This is a genomic window from Flavobacterium limicola (genome assembly GCF_003634755.1).
Taxonomy (GTDB): Bacteria; Bacteroidota; Bacteroidia; order Flavobacteriales; family Flavobacteriaceae; genus Flavobacterium; species Flavobacterium limicola.
The window spans coordinates 576455-595285 of record NZ_RBXA01000001.1 but is presented as its reverse complement, the minus strand read 5'-3'; the positions used below and the strand labels follow the sequence as shown (position 1 = coordinate 595285).

General features: G+C 35.4%; 18 protein-coding genes. 14 read left to right on the top strand and 4 right to left on the bottom strand.

Annotated features, from left to right (window positions below):
* Positions 1-91: 91 nt before the first annotated feature.
* Together BC952_RS02600 and BC952_RS02595 are read left to right on the top strand one after the other, a co-directional pair.
* Positions 92-1042 (top strand): L-threonine 3-dehydrogenase, encoded by a 951-nt coding sequence (locus tag BC952_RS02600; RefSeq protein WP_121364127.1) that lies wholly within the window; start codon positions 92-94, stop codon positions 1040-1042.
* A 150-nt stretch (positions 1043-1192) separates the two neighbouring features.
* Positions 1193-2398, top strand: a complete 1206-nt coding sequence (locus tag BC952_RS02595; RefSeq protein ID WP_121364126.1) for an NAD(P)/FAD-dependent oxidoreductase — start codon at positions 1193-1195, stop codon at positions 2396-2398.
* A gap of 93 nt (positions 2399-2491) precedes the next feature.
* Here BC952_RS02595 and BC952_RS02590 read toward each other — a convergent pair whose 3' ends face one another.
* The 3 genes from BC952_RS02590 to BC952_RS02580 form a co-directional block, all read right to left on the bottom strand.
* Positions 2492-4366, bottom strand: a complete 1875-nt coding sequence (locus BC952_RS02590; protein ID WP_121364917.1) for a M1 family metallopeptidase — start codon at positions 4364-4366, stop codon at positions 2492-2494.
* Between the two features lie 61 nt (positions 4367-4427).
* Positions 4428-6056, bottom strand: a complete 1629-nt coding sequence (locus BC952_RS02585) for a S8 family peptidase (protein WP_121364125.1) — start codon at positions 6054-6056, stop codon at positions 4428-4430.
* 74 nt (positions 6057-6130) lie between these two features.
* Positions 6131-6991: an MBL fold metallo-hydrolase gene (locus tag BC952_RS02580; protein WP_091166385.1), complete on the bottom strand. Its 861-nt coding sequence runs from the start codon at positions 6989-6991 to the stop codon at positions 6131-6133.
* 168 nt (positions 6992-7159) lie between these two features.
* On the opposite strand from BC952_RS02580, the gene BC952_RS02575 reads away from it, so the two are divergent.
* The 5 genes from BC952_RS02575 to sufD all read left to right on the top strand — a co-directional run bounded on the left by BC952_RS02575 (position 7160) and on the right by sufD (position 11660).
* Entirely contained in the window at positions 7160-7489 is a 330-nt protein-coding gene (locus BC952_RS02575) for a HesB/IscA family protein (protein ID WP_113636269.1), read from the top strand.
* 71 nt (positions 7490-7560) lie between these two features.
* Positions 7561-9009, top strand: a complete 1449-nt coding sequence (gene sufB, locus BC952_RS02570; protein WP_121364124.1) for a Fe-S cluster assembly protein SufB — start codon at positions 7561-7563, stop codon at positions 9007-9009.
* Positions 9010-9079: 70 nt separating this feature from the next.
* Positions 9080-9469, top strand: coding sequence for a four helix bundle protein (locus tag BC952_RS02565; RefSeq protein ID WP_121364123.1), 390 nt, complete (start codon positions 9080-9082; stop codon positions 9467-9469).
* Between the two features lie 40 nt (positions 9470-9509).
* Complete coding sequence (sufC, locus tag BC952_RS02560) at positions 9510-10262, top strand: Fe-S cluster assembly ATPase SufC (RefSeq protein WP_099714056.1); 753 nt, start codon at positions 9510-9512, stop codon at positions 10260-10262.
* A gap of 81 nt (positions 10263-10343) precedes the next feature.
* Positions 10344-11660, top strand: coding sequence for a Fe-S cluster assembly protein SufD (sufD, locus tag BC952_RS02555; protein ID WP_121364122.1), 1317 nt, complete (start codon positions 10344-10346; stop codon positions 11658-11660).
* An 88-nt stretch (positions 11661-11748) separates the two neighbouring features.
* Here the strand turns inward: sufD and BC952_RS02550 are convergent, their stop codons facing one another.
* Positions 11749-13095, bottom strand: a complete 1347-nt coding sequence (locus BC952_RS02550; RefSeq protein WP_121364121.1) for a serine hydrolase domain-containing protein — start codon at positions 13093-13095, stop codon at positions 11749-11751.
* A gap of 236 nt (positions 13096-13331) precedes the next feature.
* On the opposite strand from BC952_RS02550, the gene BC952_RS02545 reads away from it, so the two are divergent.
* The 7 genes from BC952_RS02545 (at position 13332) to BC952_RS02515 (ending at position 18798) form a co-directional block, all read left to right on the top strand.
* A complete protein-coding gene (locus BC952_RS02545; protein ID WP_121364120.1) occupies positions 13332-14546 on the top strand; it encodes an aminotransferase class V-fold PLP-dependent enzyme in 1215 nt (404 codons plus the stop codon).
* 14 nt (positions 14547-14560) lie between these two features.
* Positions 14561-14992 (top strand): hypothetical protein, encoded by a 432-nt coding sequence (locus BC952_RS02540; protein WP_121364119.1) that lies wholly within the window; start codon positions 14561-14563, stop codon positions 14990-14992.
* 23 nt (positions 14993-15015) lie between these two features.
* The gene (locus BC952_RS02535; RefSeq protein WP_121364118.1) at positions 15016-15435 is read left to right on the top strand and encodes a SufE family protein; all 420 of its coding nucleotides are present in this window, start codon (positions 15016-15018) and stop codon (positions 15433-15435) included.
* Between the two features lie 71 nt (positions 15436-15506).
* Entirely contained in the window at positions 15507-15926 is a 420-nt protein-coding gene (locus BC952_RS02530) for a GxxExxY protein (protein WP_207209793.1), read from the top strand.
* A 189-nt stretch (positions 15927-16115) separates the two neighbouring features.
* The gene (locus BC952_RS02525; protein ID WP_113636249.1) at positions 16116-16439 is read left to right on the top strand and encodes an SUF system Fe-S cluster assembly protein; all 324 of its coding nucleotides are present in this window, start codon (positions 16116-16118) and stop codon (positions 16437-16439) included.
* A gap of 1 nt (position 16440) precedes the next feature.
* The gene (locus tag BC952_RS02520; protein ID WP_121364117.1) at positions 16441-18273 is read left to right on the top strand and encodes an ABC transporter ATP-binding protein; all 1833 of its coding nucleotides are present in this window, start codon (positions 16441-16443) and stop codon (positions 18271-18273) included.
* Between the two features lie 9 nt (positions 18274-18282).
* Positions 18283-18798, top strand: coding sequence for a DUF2480 family protein (locus BC952_RS02515; RefSeq protein WP_121364116.1), 516 nt, complete (start codon positions 18283-18285; stop codon positions 18796-18798).
* Positions 18799-18831 lie beyond the last annotated feature (33 nt).

Sequence of the window (18831 nt, the reverse complement as noted above, 5' to 3'; positions counted from 1 at the left end):
TATTAAAGATATTTTAAGATTTTTATAATCATTTTCATCAAAGTTATGTTATTTGCGAAAACGTTATCTTTGTTTTTCAAAACAGACAAAAATGAGTACAAAAATATTGATTATTGGCGCGTGCGGCCAAATAGGAACGGAGCTTACGCAAAAGTTGCGAAAAATATACGGAACCGAAAATGTAATTGCTTCGGATATCCGAAAGTTAAATATTGATGTGGTGAATTCCGGTCCATTTGAAGTAGTGAATGCTTTGGATTTTAATCAAATTGAACATTTGGTCGAAGTACACCAAATTGACGAAGTGTATTTGATGGCAGCATTATTATCGGCAACAGCGGAAAAAAACCCTGCATTTGCTTGGGATTTGAACATGAATTCGTTGTTTCACGTTTTGAATTTGGCGAAAGCCGGAAAAATAAAAAAAATATTCTGGCCTTCGAGTATTGCCGTTTTTGGACCAACAACTCCGAAAGAAAACACGCCACAATACACGATTATGGAACCTTCAACGGTGTACGGAATCAGCAAACAAGCCGGCGAAAGATGGTGTGAATACTACCATAATATTTTTGGTGTAGATGTAAGAAGCATCCGTTATCCGGGTTTAATCAGCTGGTCATCGCCTCCTGGTGGCGGAACTACGGATTATGCGGTGGATATTTTTCACAAAGCACTTTCCGATAAAACATACGAATGTTTTTTATCCTCGGAAACTAAAATGCCAATGATGTATATGGACGATGCCATTGCTGCGACCATCCAAATAATGCAAGCGCCGGCAGACCAAATAAAAATTCATTCTTCGTATAATCTAGCCGCAATGAGCTTTACGCCAACGGAGATTGCTGCCGAAATCAAGAAACACATTCCTGAATTTACCATCACTTATGAGCCGGACTTCCGTCAAAAAATAGCCGACAGTTGGCCAGCAAGTATTGATGATGCTGAAGCTAGAAAGGACTGGGGATGGAAACATGAGTTTGATTTAGAATCAATGACAGTGGATATGTTGAAAAATTTGAGTGCAGAGAAAGCATAATACTTTTATTCATATAGATTTCGGGTTTTAGAAAATTAGGGTGAAAATCTTGTTTTTTGAAACCCGATTTTTTTTAATTGTGTTTTGTATTTTTCTTTAGCATCATATAAAAAAAATATTTTAACTAAATTTGATAAAAACGGCAGCAACATGAAACTAAAATCAAGTGAACCTTTTTGGTTAGTAAAAAACGGGATCATTAACTCGTATCCGTCATTAAGAGAAAATCTGGACACAGAAATTCTAATTGTAGGCGGTGGAATAACCGGCAGTCTTATAGCGCATCAATCTATGGCGGATGGTTACAAAACCATGCTGATCGATCGCAGAGAAATAGGTCATGGAAGTACATCGGCTACGACATCCATGTTACAATATGAAATTGACGTGCCTTTGCACCAACTTATTGATTTGATTGGCGAAAAAGCTGCCGTTGACAGTTATTGGGCGTGTTATAAATCAATTGATGATTTAAAAAAAATAGTACAACAAGTAAAATCTGATTGTGGTTTCAAGAAAAAAGAATCGCTTTATTTTGCCGCATTAAAGAAAGATGTTGGATGGTTAAAAAAAGAATTCGAAGCTCGAAAAAAAATTGGAATGCCTGTAAAATGGCTCGAATCGGATGAAATTGAAGAAAAGTTTCACATCAAACATTCGCATGGCGGAATCTTATCAGAACAAGGCGGCAGTATAGATGCTTTCCAATTAGCCCATGATATTCTAGCGTACAATCACGAAAAAGGATTGCAGATTTTTGATAAAACCGATATCAAAAAAGTTACTTACAAACAAAATGGCGTCACCGTTCTAACAGAACATGGAACTACCATCACTGCCAAAAAAATAATTTACTGCAACGGTTTTGAAAGCACCGAAATCATTAAAGACAAGTTTGTAAAATTACTTTCTACTTATGCCATTGTGGGCGAATGTTTTGAAGACGATCAATCGCACCTTAACGACACTCTTTTTTGGAATACGGCGGAGCCTTACATGTATATGCGAACCACGGATGATAATCGATTGCTTATTGGCGGCGAGGATGAAGATTTTGTAGACGCTGCAAAAAGAGATTCCTTACTCAACGAAAAGTCCGATAAATTGACTAAATATCTTAAGAAAATTTTACCTGATTATGATTTCAGAATGGATTTTGTATGGGCAGGTACTTTTGGAGAGACCAAAGACGGCTTGCCTTACATTGGCAAACATCCCAATTTTCCAAGCGCTTATTTTGTTTTGGGCTTTGGCGGAAACGGTATCACATTTTCAGTTATTGGAATGGAACTTGTTTCTGAAATGTTGAAAAATAAGAAACATACTTTAGAAGAATATTTTAAATTCAGAAGGTAATTTTTAAGCACCAATACTTCATTAAATTACATAAAAAATGCCCCAAATAGTGTCTAACTTTTTGGAGCATCTTCATTTCAGGGCTTTAAATTATTACTTCAATTCGTAGGTATTGTTTTCCTTCTTGATGTCAGCCATTAATCCACTTGGATCAATAGTGATTTTCTTGATGGAAGCTTTTGATTTAGAAATATTGAATTCATAGGTTGGATAAGCCCAAGCCCAATCACCCAAAACCGTTCTTTTTATAGCAAGATTCGGATTTTCCTTTTCGAAACTCATCATACGCAATGGAATGTAAAAACTCTCCATTGTTCCATCGGTATATTCCACTAACAAATCAATTGGCATAGGCATTCTGCCTATTCTGCCTAAAGTAACGGTTGTTTTATCTGTATTTTCTTTTACATCATTGATTGCATAATCAATAGTATTTGTGGTTTGTGTCCAATCTGTCAAATACCAATCCAGATTTGCTCCCGTAATTCTCTCGGCAGATCTTTTGATATCATTTGGCGTAGGATGTTTGAATTTGAAATCGCTATAATACTTTTTTAAAGTTTTCATCAGATTTTCCTTGCCTATCAAATACATCAATTGTGTCAGGAAAAGTTCTCCTTTACTATATGAAGAAATGCTGTACACTCTATTTTCGTCAAAACGATCCGCATGCGTTCCTTGTGGTAATTCTTTACCTGAATTTACCATCGAAAAATAACCTGCATACGCTCCAGTAAATGGGTTTTCTACTTTTTTATCGGCAATTTCATTCAGTCCCAAATCTTCTAGGAATGAAGTAAAACCTTCATCCATCCATCCGTGTTTTGATTCATTGGAAGCCAATACATGCTGGAACCAAGAGTGCGCCATTTCGTGAGCGGTTACTCCTAATAATCCTTCAAAACTTCCTTGCCCTAAAATCAACGTACACATGGCATATTCCATTCCACCATCGCCACCCTGAATCACAGAGTATTGTTTGTACGGATAATCGCCAACGGTTTTATTGTAAAACTCCATTAACCGCACTGTTTTTGACTGTAAATCTTTCCAGTTTTGTACAAATTTTGGATTGTTTTTGTACAAGAAATGAATATCAACCCCATTTGGTCCTTTTGCAATATCATGAATGTAATTCTTATCAGCAGCCCAAGTAAAATCATGAACCATTGGTGCATTAAAATGCCAAGTCAATGTTTTTGCTTTTTTTGGAACAGACACAACAACGCCTGAATCTTGATACCCGTGACCTATTTCGTTTTTGTTTTGCAAATAACCGGTACCACCTAAAACGTAATCTTTATCAATAGTAATATTCACATCAAAATTCCCCCAAACGCCATGAAATTCTCTGGCAATATACGGATCAGCATGCCAACCTTCAAAATCAAATTCGGCTAGTTTTGGATACCATTGTGCCATTGATAATTCTACGCCTTCGGCATTATTTCTTCCAGAACGACGAATCTGAATAGGAACCTGACCATCAAAATCTAATGTAAATGTAGTTTTGGATTTGGGTAATATTGGCTTAACCAAAGTTACTTCAAGAATAGTCCCAATCTCTTTTGCATTAGCAACTGCTCCGTCTTGTTTGAAATTAGAAATTCGTAGGTAACCAATTTCATTTGGTTTCAAATTTTTAATGCGGCTTTCTTTGACTTCTTTATCACCAACTTTTACTTTGGTGACCATTCTGCCATCTGGATCTTTGATGCTTTGGATTCTTGCATCCATTTCGCTTCCGGGCTGAAAAGCATTATTGAATAAATGGTAATATACTTTTCTCAAAGTATCAGGAGAATTATTGGTATAAACCAATTCTTGTTTTCCTTTGTATTGGTATGTTTTTACATCCATGGAAACATCCATTTTGTAATCAACGTGTTGCTGCCAATACGCATTATTTTGGGCAAAAACAGTTCCGAAACTCAAAGTGACAAAAGAGAATAAAAGTAGTTTTTTCATATTTGATTTAAATAAAAATGGAAGGACAAATTGCCCTTCCATATAATGAATTGTTTAAATATTATTTAGACATTTTTTCTGCCATCAGCAAAGCATTGTAGGCATTTACTATTTTTCCTGATTTAGACAGAGTAGTAAAAGAACGCGTATCATTTGCTTTTCCACCCACAATAACATCTGTTGAAATAGCAATTCCTGAATCCATCAAGATATGCTTCACTTGTTTAGCAGATAATTTTGGATAGTACGAACGAATTAATGCGGCAACTCCGGCAGCATTTGGTGCAGCCATTGAAGTTCCTTGTAAATATTTATAAGTATTGTTTGGAGTTGTTGCGTAAATTTTTACTCCAGGAGCAAAAACGTCCACATTAATTTTTCCAATATTAGAAAAACGAGCCACAACTTTATTTCCGTATTCAAAATTTAAAGCACCAATTGTGATTAAATTATCAGCAAACTCGGTTACTTTATCTTCAGAATCGTTAGGAAAATTCTCTGCATAATCAATATCCTTAGCATCATTACCCGCTGCGTGAACAATTAGCACATCTTTTTTCTCAGCATATTTTATAGCATCATAAACCCATTGCTTGTGTGGAGAAAAACTTTTTCCAAAACTTCCGTTGATAACTTTGGCACCATTATCAACAGCGTAACGGATTCCAAGTGCAATATCTTTATCATACTCATCACCGTCTGGCACTGCACGAACGGTAAGAATTTGAACATTATTAGCAACACCGTCGCCACCTAATACGTTGTTTCTACTTTGAGCAACAATTCCGGCAACGTGTGTTCCATGAAGAATTTCGTTCTTATCTGGTCCCATCACATTGTTATTTCCGTATTTAGTATCGGTAATATCATTTGGATTATCTCCTACCACTTTACGGTAATCTGTTTTCAGATTGTCTCCGTTTATAAGTGCAACCTGATCGTCTAATTGTTTTTGAACAGCAACTTTTAGTTCCGCTACTGGCAATCCATAAGAAAGCATTTGTTGCATAGCCGCTTTACTTTTTTGTGTTGTCGGCTCTTGCGAAACAATTGCATTTACCTCTTCGATTGTATAAACAGGTTTGCCAAAATGTTTTACTAAAACAGCATCACCTGCAGCAATAGTTTCTAGCATTTGCTCTGAACGCGTTTTTCCTGCGGCAGCATCAGCCACTTTTTTATCATTTAATGCTTTCGCCGCTTGATATGTAGCGTCATCAACTAAAGTTTTATCTTTGATGATTCTTTCGTATTCCAGATTCTCTTTGGTACTGTCTCCAAGAAAATTCCATCCATGAATATCATCGATATATCCGTTTTTGTCATCGTCAATTCCGTTTCCGGCAATTTCTTTTGTATTGGTCCAAAGTACCGATTTTAAATCTTCGTGTTCGATATCCACTCCAGAATCTACAATTCCAACTATAACTGGCACGCCTTTTTTACCTTTCAATAATTCAGCATATGCCTTATCAACACTCATTCCAGGAATGGTATCTGACACAATATCTAAATGACTCCAACGCTTCAAGTCATTTTCAGTTATTGGTGCCTTTTTTGCAATGTTTAAAGGTGCGCTTATGGCAACGAGCCCTGTAGTAGAAGTATTTGAAACTTGTTTTGAAGCGCCACATCCTACTAATGCTAAAAGTGCAAAAGCAGAAATGTAAATAGGTTTAATGGTATTCATTTCGGATTTTTATTAAGTTTTGAAATATTTGTCTAAAATAATTTTTTTTGTTACAAAAGGCATTATGATTAACACTATGTTAAGATTTGTTCGCAAGTAAAAACTTCTGCTAAGCGAACTCCCTTTTCGGTTTTTTGTACGGTGATAATCTCGTTATGTGCATCATGTTCTAAAAACAAATAATAATTGTTATCAGCAGCCGCATTCATGAATTTTTCTTTTTCCGGCATTGTCAATAAAGGTCTGGTATCATATCCCATAACATACGGAATAGGAATATGTCCGGCTGTTGCCAATAAATCAGCGCAAAAAACGATAGTCTTATCCTTATATTGTATGTGCGGAATCATTTGCTTTTCTGTATGTCCATCAGCAAAGAAGATGCCAAAACCCAGTTCTGATGTTGAAAGAAAATCTCCTTCTGGTCTTTGAATGAAATTCAGTTGCCCGCTTTCCTGCATCGGCAAAATATTTTCGGATAAAAAAGATGCTTTCTCTCTCGCATTAGGTTTTGTTGCCCATTCCCAGTGATTTTCATTAGACCAGAATTTAGCATTTTTAAACGCAGGTTCGTAACCTGTTTTGTCAGCGTTCCATTGCACGCTTCCACCACAATGGTCAAAATGCAAATGTGTCATAAAAACATCGGTAACATCATCACGATGAAAACCGTATTTAGCCAACGATTTATCCATGGAATGTGTTCCCCAAAGCGAGTAATACCCAAAAAATTTCTCGGATTGCTTATTCCCCATTCCGGTATCAATCAGAATCAATCGGTTGCCGTCTTCAATCAGTAAACAACGTGCCGCAATATCAATTAGGTTATTTTCATCGGCTGGATTGGTTTTATTCCAAATGGTTTTTGGCACCACGCCGAACATAGCGCCGCCATCGAGTTTAAAATTTCCGGTTTCTATGGGATATAGTTTCATGGTTTTTCTGTTTTTTGAGAGGATTCAAAGTTAGGGAATTCAAATGCTTTTTAATGTTTCAAATAGCTTTTTTCTATTTTTACATTGGTTATAAAAATGTTATCAATTATGGAAAAAGCATTTTATACACTATCTTTGTCCTTAATTTAGACAAAATCAATATAAGCTATGATAAAAGTTTCTGACACAGCAAGAAAAAAAATCATCGATTTAATGCAAGATGATGGTTTTGACGCTGCAATCGACTACGTAAGAGTGGGTGTAAAAAGCGGCGGATGTTCTGGATTGTCTTATGATTTAAAATTTGATAAAACAAAAAGCGACGACGATAAAATTTTTGTAGACAACGATATCACTATCGCTGTTGAAAAAAAATCTTTTCTGTACTTAGCCGGGACAATATTAGAATTCTCAGGAGGAATTAATGGGAAAGGGTTTGTTTTCAATAATCCTAATGCCAATAGAACATGTGGTTGTGGAGAGAGTTTCTCTCTTTAATATTTAGACATCAATAATAAAGTTTAATATTCAATTTTTGAATTTTTAAATCTTTAAATCTTTAAATCAGAATGAGCAAATATACAGAAGACGATTTAAAAATCGAACTCGAAACTAAAGAATACGAATACGGATTTTACACCGAATTAGAATCAGAAACGTTTCCAATTGGTTTAAATGAAGATATCGTTCGCGCTATTTCACACAAAAAAGGAGAGCCACAATGGATGACCGACTGGCGTCTGGAGGCTTTTCGTGCTTGGGAGCAAATGACGGAGCCAGAATGGGCAAATGTACATTATACCAAACCTGATTTTCAGGCCATTTCCTATTATTCAGCTCCAAAAGCGGTAGACCCCAATAAAACATTGGACGATGTAGATCCGGAACTGTTAGAAATGTACAAAAAGTTAGGAATCTCTGTCGATGAGCAAAAGATGATGAATAATGTGGCTATGGATATCGTTGTGGATTCGGTTTCAGTAGCGACTACATTCAAAAAAACATTAGGCGAAAAAGGAATTATCTTCATGAGTATTTCTGAAGCCATCAAAGAGCATCCAGAATTAGTTCGTAAATATTTAGGAACAGTCGTACCGCAAAAAGACAACTTTTATGCGGCGCTAAACTCAGCAGTTTTCTCTGATGGATCTTTCTGTTATATTCCAAAAGGCGTTCGTTGCCCAATGGAACTTTCAACTTATTTTAGAATCAATCAGGCGGGAACAGGACAATTCGAAAGAACATTATTAGTTGCTGATGAAGGTAGTTATGTTTCTTACCTTGAAGGTTGTACCGCTCCAAGCCGTGATGAAAATCAATTGCACGCTGCTGTAGTGGAACTAATCGCTTTGGACGATGCCGAAATCAAATATTCGACAGTACAAAACTGGTATCCTGGAAACAAAGAAGGAAAAGGTGGCGTTTACAATTTTGTGACTAAAAGAGGAATCTGCGAGAAAAACGCAAAAATTTCTTGGACACAAGTAGAAACAGGTTCTGCCATTACTTGGAAATATCCTTCTGTTATTTTAAAAGGAGACAATTCAACTGGAGAATTTTATTCGATTGCTGTAACCAATAATTTCCAACAAGCCGATACTGGAACAAAAATGATTCATTTAGGTAAAAACACTAAATCGACTATTATTTCTAAAGGAATTTCTGCTGGAAAATCACAAAATAGTTACCGTGGTTTGGTCCGAATTTCACCAAACGCAGATAACGCCAGAAACTTTTCGCAATGTGACTCGCTATTAATGGGAAATAATTGTGGCGCGCATACTTTCCCTTACATCGAAAGTAAAAATCCATCGGCAAAAATAGAACATGAAGCTACGACAAGTAAAATTGGCGAAGACCAAGTTTTCTATTGCAATCAACGTGGAATTCCAACTGAAAAAGCAATTGCCTTAATCGTAAACGGTTTCAGTAAAGATGTTTTGAATAAGTTACCAATGGAATTCGCCGTAGAAGCACAAAAATTATTAGAAATTTCGTTAGAAGGTTCGGTAGGATAAAAATTTGTTTAAAGTTTAAGGTTTAAAGTTGAGCAACTTATGATTAACTTTAAACCTTAAACAAAAATGAATGGCGACAATAACTAAGTTTGAAGATTTAGAAATTTGGAAAGAGGCTAGACGACTGGCTAAAGAAATTCATATTATTTCTGTAGAATCAGATTTAAAAAATGATTTCAGATTTAAAGATCAAATAAAAGCATCATCAGGCTCAGTAATGGATAATATTGCTGAAGGTTTTGAGAGAAACGGAAATTTAGAATTTAGGCAGTTTTTGTCTATCGCAAAAGGATCCGCTGGAGAAACAAGGTCGCAATTATACCGCATTTTAGATTACAAATATATCAATGAAGAAAAGTTTGAAATTTTAAAAACTGACTTCGAAAATTTAAGTGGAAAAATAAACAATTTTATATCATATTTAAACAAGAAAGATTTTAAAGGCACCAAGTTTCAGTAACTACGAGAACTTTAAACTTTAAACTTTAAACAAAGAAAACATGTTAAGTATAAAAAATTTACACGCCTCGATAGGTGACAAAGAAATATTAAAAGGGATTAACCTTGAAGTAAAAGCGGGAGAAATTCACGCGATAATGGGGCCAAACGGTGCTGGAAAAAGTACACTTGCGTCAATCATTGCAGGAAACGAAAACTACGAAGTAACCGAAGGAGAAATTTCTTTAGATGGAGAAGACCTATCCGAATTGGCACCAGAAGAAAGAGCGCATAAAGGCGTTTTTCTTTCGTTCCAATATCCAGTGGAAATTCCGGGAGTTTCAGTTACCAACTTCATGAGAACTGCCATTAACGAAACACGTAAAGCAAACGGTCAGGAAGAAATGCCTGCAAATGAAATGCTAAAAGTTATTCGTGAAAAATCAGAATTACTTGAAATCGACCGTAAATTTTTGTCTCGTTCTCTAAACGAAGGTTTTTCTGGTGGAGAGAAAAAACGTAACGAAATTTTCCAAATGGCAATGCTAGAACCAAAATTGGCTATTCTTGATGAAACCGATTCTGGTCTTGATATTGATGCCTTGCGGATTGTTGCCAATGGTGTTAACAAACTAAAAAGCGACAAAAATGCCATCGTAGTAATCACACACTACCAACGTTTATTAGACTACATCGTTCCTGATTTCGTTCACGTATTATACAACGGAAAAATTGTAAAATCCGGTGGAAAAGAACTAGCACACGAACTGGAAGAAAAAGGATACGACTGGATTAAACAAGAACAAGAAGCTTAAAATTTTGTTTGAAGTTTAAAGTTTAAAGTTGCCTCGAGATAACTTTAAACTTTTAAACCTTAAACTTTAAACAATATAAAAATGGAATTAAAAGAAAAATTACTATCGTCTTTTATGGCTTTTGAAGAGCGCGTCGATGTTCACTCCGAACTTCATGACGTAAGAACTGCCGCCATAAAAAACTTTGAAAATAAAGGTTTCCCAACCAAAAAAGACGAAGCTTGGAAATACACTTCGCTAAATGCCATCTTAAAAAATGACTTTACCGTTTTTCCAAAACAAGAAAATGCAGTTGAATTCAACCACGTAAAAAAATACTTTTTACACGAAATAGACACCTATAAAGTAGTGTTTATTGATGGTGTCTTCAGTTCGCATTTATCGTCAACAACACACGAAGGAATTGATGTTTGCTTGATGTCATCGGCATTGACGAAACCAAAATACAAAATGGTTATTGATACTTATTTTAACCAAATTGCCAACAAAGACGAAAGTCTGACTTCGTTGAATACAGCTTTTGCTATTGAAGGAGCGTACATCAACATTCCAAAAAGTAAAGTAGCTGATAAACCTATTGAAATCATGTATTTCTCTACCGGAAATGAAGCGGCTCTTTTGGTTCAGCCAAGAAACTTAGTGATTGTAGGTGAAAATTCACATGTTCAAATTATCGAGCGTCATCAAAGTTTAAACGAAAATCCGGTTTTAACGAATTCTGTTACCGAGATTTTTGCTCAAAAACGTGCTATCGTTGATTATTACAAAATTCAAAACGATACGCTTGAAGCGAATCTAATTGATAATACTTACGTTTCGCAACAAAAAGAAAGCCACGTTTCTGTTCACACATTCTCTTTTGGAGGAAACTTAACGAGAAACAACTTGAATTTTTATCACTTTGGGGAACGATTGACAAGTACGTTAAACGGAATCACGATTATTGGTGAAAAACAACACGTAGATCATTATACTCTAGTGAAACATTCGGCTCCAAATTGCGAAAGTTTCCAAGATTATAAAGGAATCTATGCTGATCGTTCTACAGGAGTTTTTAACGGAAAAGTGTACGTAGAGAAAGACGCTCAAAAAACGAATGCGTTCCAAAAAAGCAACAATATTTTATTGAGTGACAAAGCGACAATAAATGCAAAACCGCAATTGGAGATTTTTGCCGATGACGTAAAATGTTCTCACGGTTGTACCGTTGGACAATTAGACGAAACCGCAATGTTCTATATGCAACAACGTGGAATTCCTAAAAAAGAAGCCAAAGCGTTATTGATGTATGCATTCTCGAATGCCGTTATCGAAAACATCAAAATACCAGAATTAAAACAGCGTATCACCAAAATTATCGCCACAAAATTAGGCGTAAAATTGGGATTTGATTTGTAATCCAATTCAAGAAGTTAAATAGCAACCCTGTCAGAGTTTTGAACTCTGACAGGGTTTTTTAATATGACAAGGTTTTTTATTAATATGATTATTTCTTCACACTTTCAATTATTCCTTTCAACATCCCATTAAAATCAAAATTAGGATCTTCTTTTAAACCCATTCGAACAATCACTAAATCAAGTGACGGAATAATTGCCACCATTTGCCCCTGAAAACCGCTGCAATAGTACATATCTCTTGGGACATCACGGAATGATCCGCCGGCATTAAGCCAAAAATGTCCGCCATATCTTCCCTCAGATCTATTGGTAGGAGTTGCGGTATATTTCGCCCAACCTTCATTGAAAATTTGTTCACCGTTCCAATTACCGTTATGTAAATACAACAACCCAAATTTTGACCAATCTCTCGTTGTAGCCCAACCGTAGGATGAACCGACATAATTTCCAGCCATATCGGTTTCGATAACCATAGAGTTCATTCCTATTTTATCAATCAAAGCACTGTACCAAAAATCTAGATATTCCTGATGCGTTTTGAACTGCTTGCGCAAAATCCCTGAAAGTAAATTCGTGGTTCCCGAAGAATAATTCCACCGCATATTAGGTTTATATTCAGCCGGTTTTTCTAATTGCGAGCGAGTCATATCTGGGGCCTGAAAAAGCATTTTGGAAACATCAGAAATAGTAGTGTAATCCTCTACCCATTGTAAACCGGAATTCATGTGCAGCAAGTCACTTGTTGTGATCAATTTTCGGCTGTCATTTGCCCATTCTGGAATTGGCGCAGGATCATCAATGTCAAATTTTCTTTGTTTTTCCAAAATTCCAAACATAGCGCTCGTGACACTTTTGGTCATAGACCAACCCAAAATTTTGCTGTTTTTATTAAATCCAGTATCGTATTTCTCGGCTATGATTTTGTCTTTATAAATTACTAAAAGAGAACGCGTTCTCTTTTTCAATTCTCCTTTCGCATCAAAAGCATTGGCGACAGCCGCATTCAATTTAATATAATCAACATTAGCAAAAATGGTGTCTTTAGGTTCATTATTTCCATACGGAAAAGGCAAATTGTTGTTCAACTTTGTTCTTTTGGGAACCAAATACGGTTTTGATACATCAAAATCATCGTTGATTAAAGTCACTCCTAAACCTTCTCGGTAAATTGCTTTTCGTTCTTTCAAACCATAAACCGAAGCCACGGCAAACTTTCCGGCATCTTCAATTTTGTTTTTGGCCAAATCAATCATGTCGATATCATTGTCGCCTTTCTCAATCATTTCCTGCGAACGATTATCAATAAAATGACCCGAGGCGATACTTTTAGCTGAAAAGCCAGAAATTAAATCCAATTTTGGATAGGTTGTGAAACCCAAATAAAAGATTCCGATAAAAGAAGCAAAACCAACGAACTTGAAGAATTTTTTCATAGAGAATTAATTTGAAGCAATTTAATAAAAAAGAACCACATTTTTGAACGGATACCAAATTGAGAAAATCAAGTTTTATTAACAAGTGTTTGCTAAAAATTAATTCCAATTTCACTACTTTTGTATTTAGAAAAATTCTAAATAATGAAAGACTAATTCCAAATTAGTTTCTCTAAAAAAATGTTTACTATTGGCTTTATTTCAGACCAATAAAACATTAAAAAAAAGCAGACAAAATGTTAGACATTAATAAAATTAGAGCCGACTTCCCTATTCTTTCACAAAAAGTAAACGGAAAACCATTGGTTTATTTTGACAATGGAGCTACTTCGCAAAAACCACAAGTGGTAATTGATGCGATTTCAAAATATTATCAGGAAATCAACGCTAATATTCATCGCGGCGTTCACACGTTAAGTCAATTAGCAACTGATGCTTACGAGATTTCACGCGGTAAACTTCAAAATCACATCAATGCAAAATTTGCTCATGAAGTACTTTTTACTTCGGGAACAACGCATGGAATCAATTTAGTTACTAATGGATTTGCTTCTATTTTGAAACCAGGTGATGAAGTTTTAGTTTCGGCATTGGAACACCACAGCAATATTGTGCCTTGGCAAATGTTGTGCGAGAAAACGGGAGCGACTTTGCGCGTGATTCCAATGAATCTTGATGGCGAACTGATTATGTCAGAGTATGACAAATTACTTTCGGATAAAACTAAGATTGTTACCGTAAATCACATTTCGAATGCTCTTGGAACAGTCAATCCAATTAAATACATGATTGACAAAGCGCATGAAGTTGGCGCAGCGATTTTGATTGACGGAGCGCAAGCGGTTCCGCATTTGAAACCAGATGTTCAGGAATTGGATTGTGATTTTTATGTTTTTTCAGGACATAAAATATGTGGACCAACAGGTACCGGTATTTTGTACGGAAAAGAAGCTTGGCTGAATAAATTGCCGCCCTACCAAGGTGGAGGCGAAATGATTAAGGAAGTGACTTTCGAGAAAACTACTTATGCGGAGTTGCCTCATAAATTTGAAGCCGGAACACCAAATATTGCTGGTGGAATTGTTCTGGGAACTGCCATTGATTATATGAATGAAGTTGGTTTTGACAACATTCAACAACAAGAAAAAGAATTGCTGGAATACGGGACGAAACGATTATTGGAAATTGAAGGTTTGAAGATTTTTGGCACCGCCAAAGAAAAAACTTCCGTAATTTCGTTTAACATTGAAGGAATTCATCCCTACGACATTGGCACCATAATTGACAAATTAGGAATAGCAGTACGAACAGGCCATCATTGCGCCCAACCCATTATGAATTTCTTTAATATTCCGGGAACTATACGAGCATCATTTGCTTTTTATAATACCAAAGAAGAAATTGATGTTATGGTTGAAGCTATTAAAAAAGCGCAACTCATGTTGTCCTAAATAAAATTAAAATTATGAAAATTCTATCCTTATTATTTCTGACTATTTTTCTGGGCAACGGTTGCGATAGCGCCAAAGCGCAAGATATTGAAACCGCTGTTATTGAATACACAGCCAACACGAGAGGTTTTTATCAAAAAATCACGGTAAAAAATCAGATGCTGACGGTTTCAAAAGACAGAGACGGAAATGATAAACCGGTACCAACGAAAATTTCGGATGCCGACTGGAAAGAATTATTGGATTGTTTTAAAAAGGTGGAATTGGATAGTTTATCCAAATTAAAAGCGCCAACCGAAAAACGTTTTTATGACGGTGCTGCTATTGCCAATTTGAAAATCACCTTCAAAGATAAAACCTATGAAACGGATAGTTTTGATCATGGTTTTCCACCAAAAGAAATTAAGAAATTAGTGAACACCATAACGTCATTAGCTAAAGAATAAAACTGAAATAAATTCAGCATAGTATGAAAATTAAAGAGATACAAGAGGAAATTGTTGATGAGTTCTCCATGTTTGACGACTGGATGGAGCGTTATGAATACATCATCGAATTAGGAAAAAAACTTCCTTTGATAAAAGAAGAATTCAAAACCGAAAACAATCTGATTAAAGGCTGCCAGTCAAAAGTGTGGTTGCAAGGAGAACAAACGGATGACAAAATTGTTTTCACTGCCGATAGCGATGCCATTTTGACCAAAGGAATTATTGCGATATTAATTCGGACTTTTTCCAATCAAAAAGCGTCTGATATTCTCGAAGCCGACATGGATTTTATTGACGAAATAGGCTTGAAAGAACATTTATCGCCAACGCGCGCCAATGGATTGGTATCGATGATAAAAAATATTAAAATGTATGCTTTGGCGTTCAATGCAAAGAATTGATTTCAAACATATAAGTCATATCAGTTTTTTTAATTCAAATTAACATACACTAACTTTACCAACGTAAGCTGATGACTATAAATATAACGAGGAGTTATCTCAAAGATTTAGTGTATCAGGTTAATGGAGCAGCAATTGAAGTTCATAAAAGTATAGGTCCGGGTCTATTGGAATGTGTTTATCATCAATGCCTAAAAAAAGAATTAGAATTACGGAAAATAAATTATTCTTCTGAATTACTGGTCCCTTTAAAATATAAAGGACATGAGTTAGAATCTAAATTGCGATGTGATTTATTTATAGAAAATGCTCTTGTTGTTGAATTAAAATCGGTAAGTGAAATAAACCCGATTTATGAAGCACAATTACTTACTTATATGAATTTATTAAATGCGCCAATTGGTTTATTGATTAATTTTAATGTGAAAAATATTTTCTACGAAGGTCAAAAAACAATGGTGAATGAATTATATAGGCGGCTTGAAGACTAAAAAAAATTAAACATATAAGCATATAAGCATATAAGCAAATTAGATGAATGTTTTACTTTGAACAAAGAAACTTACATGACTTATATGTTTTAAAAATATTAAAAACTAAAATAAAAACTTACACATACTTATATCTTCTTTAAAAAGAGAAACTTATATGACTTATGTGTTTAAAAAACAGACAAAATTATGACACAAGAAATAGACACCACTGAATTAGGAGAATCAATCGTAAAAATATTAAAGACTATTTACGATCCGGAGATTCCTGTAGATATTTACGAATTAGGATTGATTTATGACGTGATGGTTAATACGGATTATGAAGTAAAAATCCTGATGACGCTTACCTCTCCTAACTGCCCAGTTGCAGAAAGTTTACCAAGAGAAGTAGAAGAAAAAGTAAAATCATTAGAGAATGTAAAAGATGCTGAAGTAGAAATTACTTTTGATCCGCCTTGGAGCAAAGATTTAATGAGCGAGGAAGCAAAACTAGAATTGGGTATGCTTTAAAATGGCGCGGACTCAACCCAAATCTTTAAACGATCAAAAAATTGGACTAAAATCTTCTTTTGATTCGCTTTTTTTTATACCCCGCTTTTTCAAAGAAATTTGGCGTACTAACAAAACGTTATTCTTGACATCAGCTTTTTGCAGAATCGTTGCGGCTTTGTTGCCCGTTGCAATTTTATGGGTTGGAAAACTCATTTTTGATGCCATCATCCAAATTACAACACACGGCGAAAAGGATTATTCTGCGCTATGGCATTCTGTAGCAATAGAGTTTATACTCGTCGTGTTATCTGATTTGGTAGGTCGGGCAATTTCACTTACCGATGGAATTCTTGGAGATCAGTACAATATCAATAGTTCGATTAAAATTATCAAAAAGACTAATGAAATCGATATTAGTCTGCTGGAAAATTCTGAATTTTACGACAAGCTTGACCGAGCAAGAACGCAAACGGCAGGTCGTGTCGATTTAATGTCGAATGTTTTAGGTCAGGCGCAAACTACTATTTCTATCTTTTCGCTTGTAATAGGATTGATTTATTTTGAACCTTATTTAATTGTCTTATTAGTTTTAAGCATTTTTCCATCTTTTATTAACGAAGTACGTTTCAGTCAACAACAATATTCGCTGGCTAGAAGCTGGACTTCCGAAAGAAGGGAATTGGATTACCTTAGATTTATTGGCGCTAATGATAAAACGGCAAAGGAAATTAAGCTTTTTGGATTAACTAGCTTTCTGGTCGAAAGATTTGAAACCCTTGCAACGCGCTATTTTAAATTAAACAAATCGCTCGTTGTAAAACGTTCCAGTTATGGGTTTTTATTTAATGTTTTAGGATCAATTAGTTATTATGCAGCATATGTTTTTATAATTTACAGAGTTCTTTCGGGCGGAATTACGCTTGGTGAATTAACTTTTTTATCAGGGAGTTTCAATCGCTTAATGAGTAGTCTGCGAGATTTTTTTTCGAAATTTACTCGGATATCCGAAAGCTCTTTATATCTGAAAGATTATTTTGATTTTCTTGACATTCCGTCCGAATATAAAAATGAAAAGGAGGTTCCGTTGCCAGAAAAAATCAAAATTGGATTTGAATTTAAAAACGTCTATTTTGCTTATCCGGAATCTGATAATCAAATAGTAAAAGACATTAGTTTTGTTATAAAAGCTGGAGAAAAAATAGCATTCGTTGGGCAGAATGGTGCTGGAAAAACAACACTTACTAAATTACTGCTTCGGTTTTACGAGCCAACATCGGGTGAAATTTTGCTTGATGGCATCAACATAAATCGATATAATAAGGCCAATTACCAGGAATATTTTGGAGTCCTTTTTCAGGATTTTTTCAAGTATGAATTTTCAGTGAAAGAAAATATCGCCATTGGCAAAATTGATGAAATTAATGATTACGAACGAATACAAAAAGCGGCTGAATTGAGTTTGGCCAACGAAGTTGTCTCTGAATTAAAGTATGGCTATGATCAACAACTAGGAAAACGATTTGCCAAAGGTCAGGAACTATCCGGAGGACAATGGCAAAAAATTGCGTTGGCGCGGGCTTACATGAAAAACGCTGAGGTTATGATTCTAGACGAGCCCACATCGGCACTAGATGCCAAAGCTGAAAGCGAAGTTTTTGAACGATTTATAGGATTAATAAAAGATAAAACCAGTGTAATAATCTCTCATAGATTTAGCACTGTGAGACAGGCAGACCGTATTTTAGTCTTACAAGAAGGTAAGATCTTAGAATCAGGAACGCATAATGAGTTAATGGAAAATAAAAAATTATATGCCCAACTGTTCACACTGCAGGCTGAAGGCTATCTATAAAAAAATGGTATGGAAGATGAAATTATAAATAAAGTTGCGAATAGTGTTTTGGAAGTTTTCGATCTCGAAGATTATTATCCAATGGGGATTCGTGCGCAAATCGATATTTCGCAATGGCTTTTGGAAGGTTTTTTATTGAAAGAAAAAGACTTTAGAGAGGAGTTGAAAAATCACGATTGGTCACAATACCAAGATCAATATGTCGCCATTCATTGCAGCACCGATGCTATTGTTCCGGCTTGGGCTTCAATTTTGGTGGCGATTCAATTAGCGCCATTTGCAAAGAAAATCATCAATGGAACTTTGGAAGATTTAGATGCTTCTTTGTATGAAGAATTGTTGCCTAAAATTGATTATTCGGTTTATGAAAACAAGCCGGTTATCATAAAAGGATGCTCCAAAAAACCGGTTCCGATGCGGGCTTATGTATTAGCAGCGCATTACTTGCAACCTTTTGCACGAAGTATAATGTATGGCGAAGCATGCTCTGCCGTTCCATTATACAAAGCACCTAAAAAGGGATAATATATTTACGTTTAGGAATACGTACACAGTGTA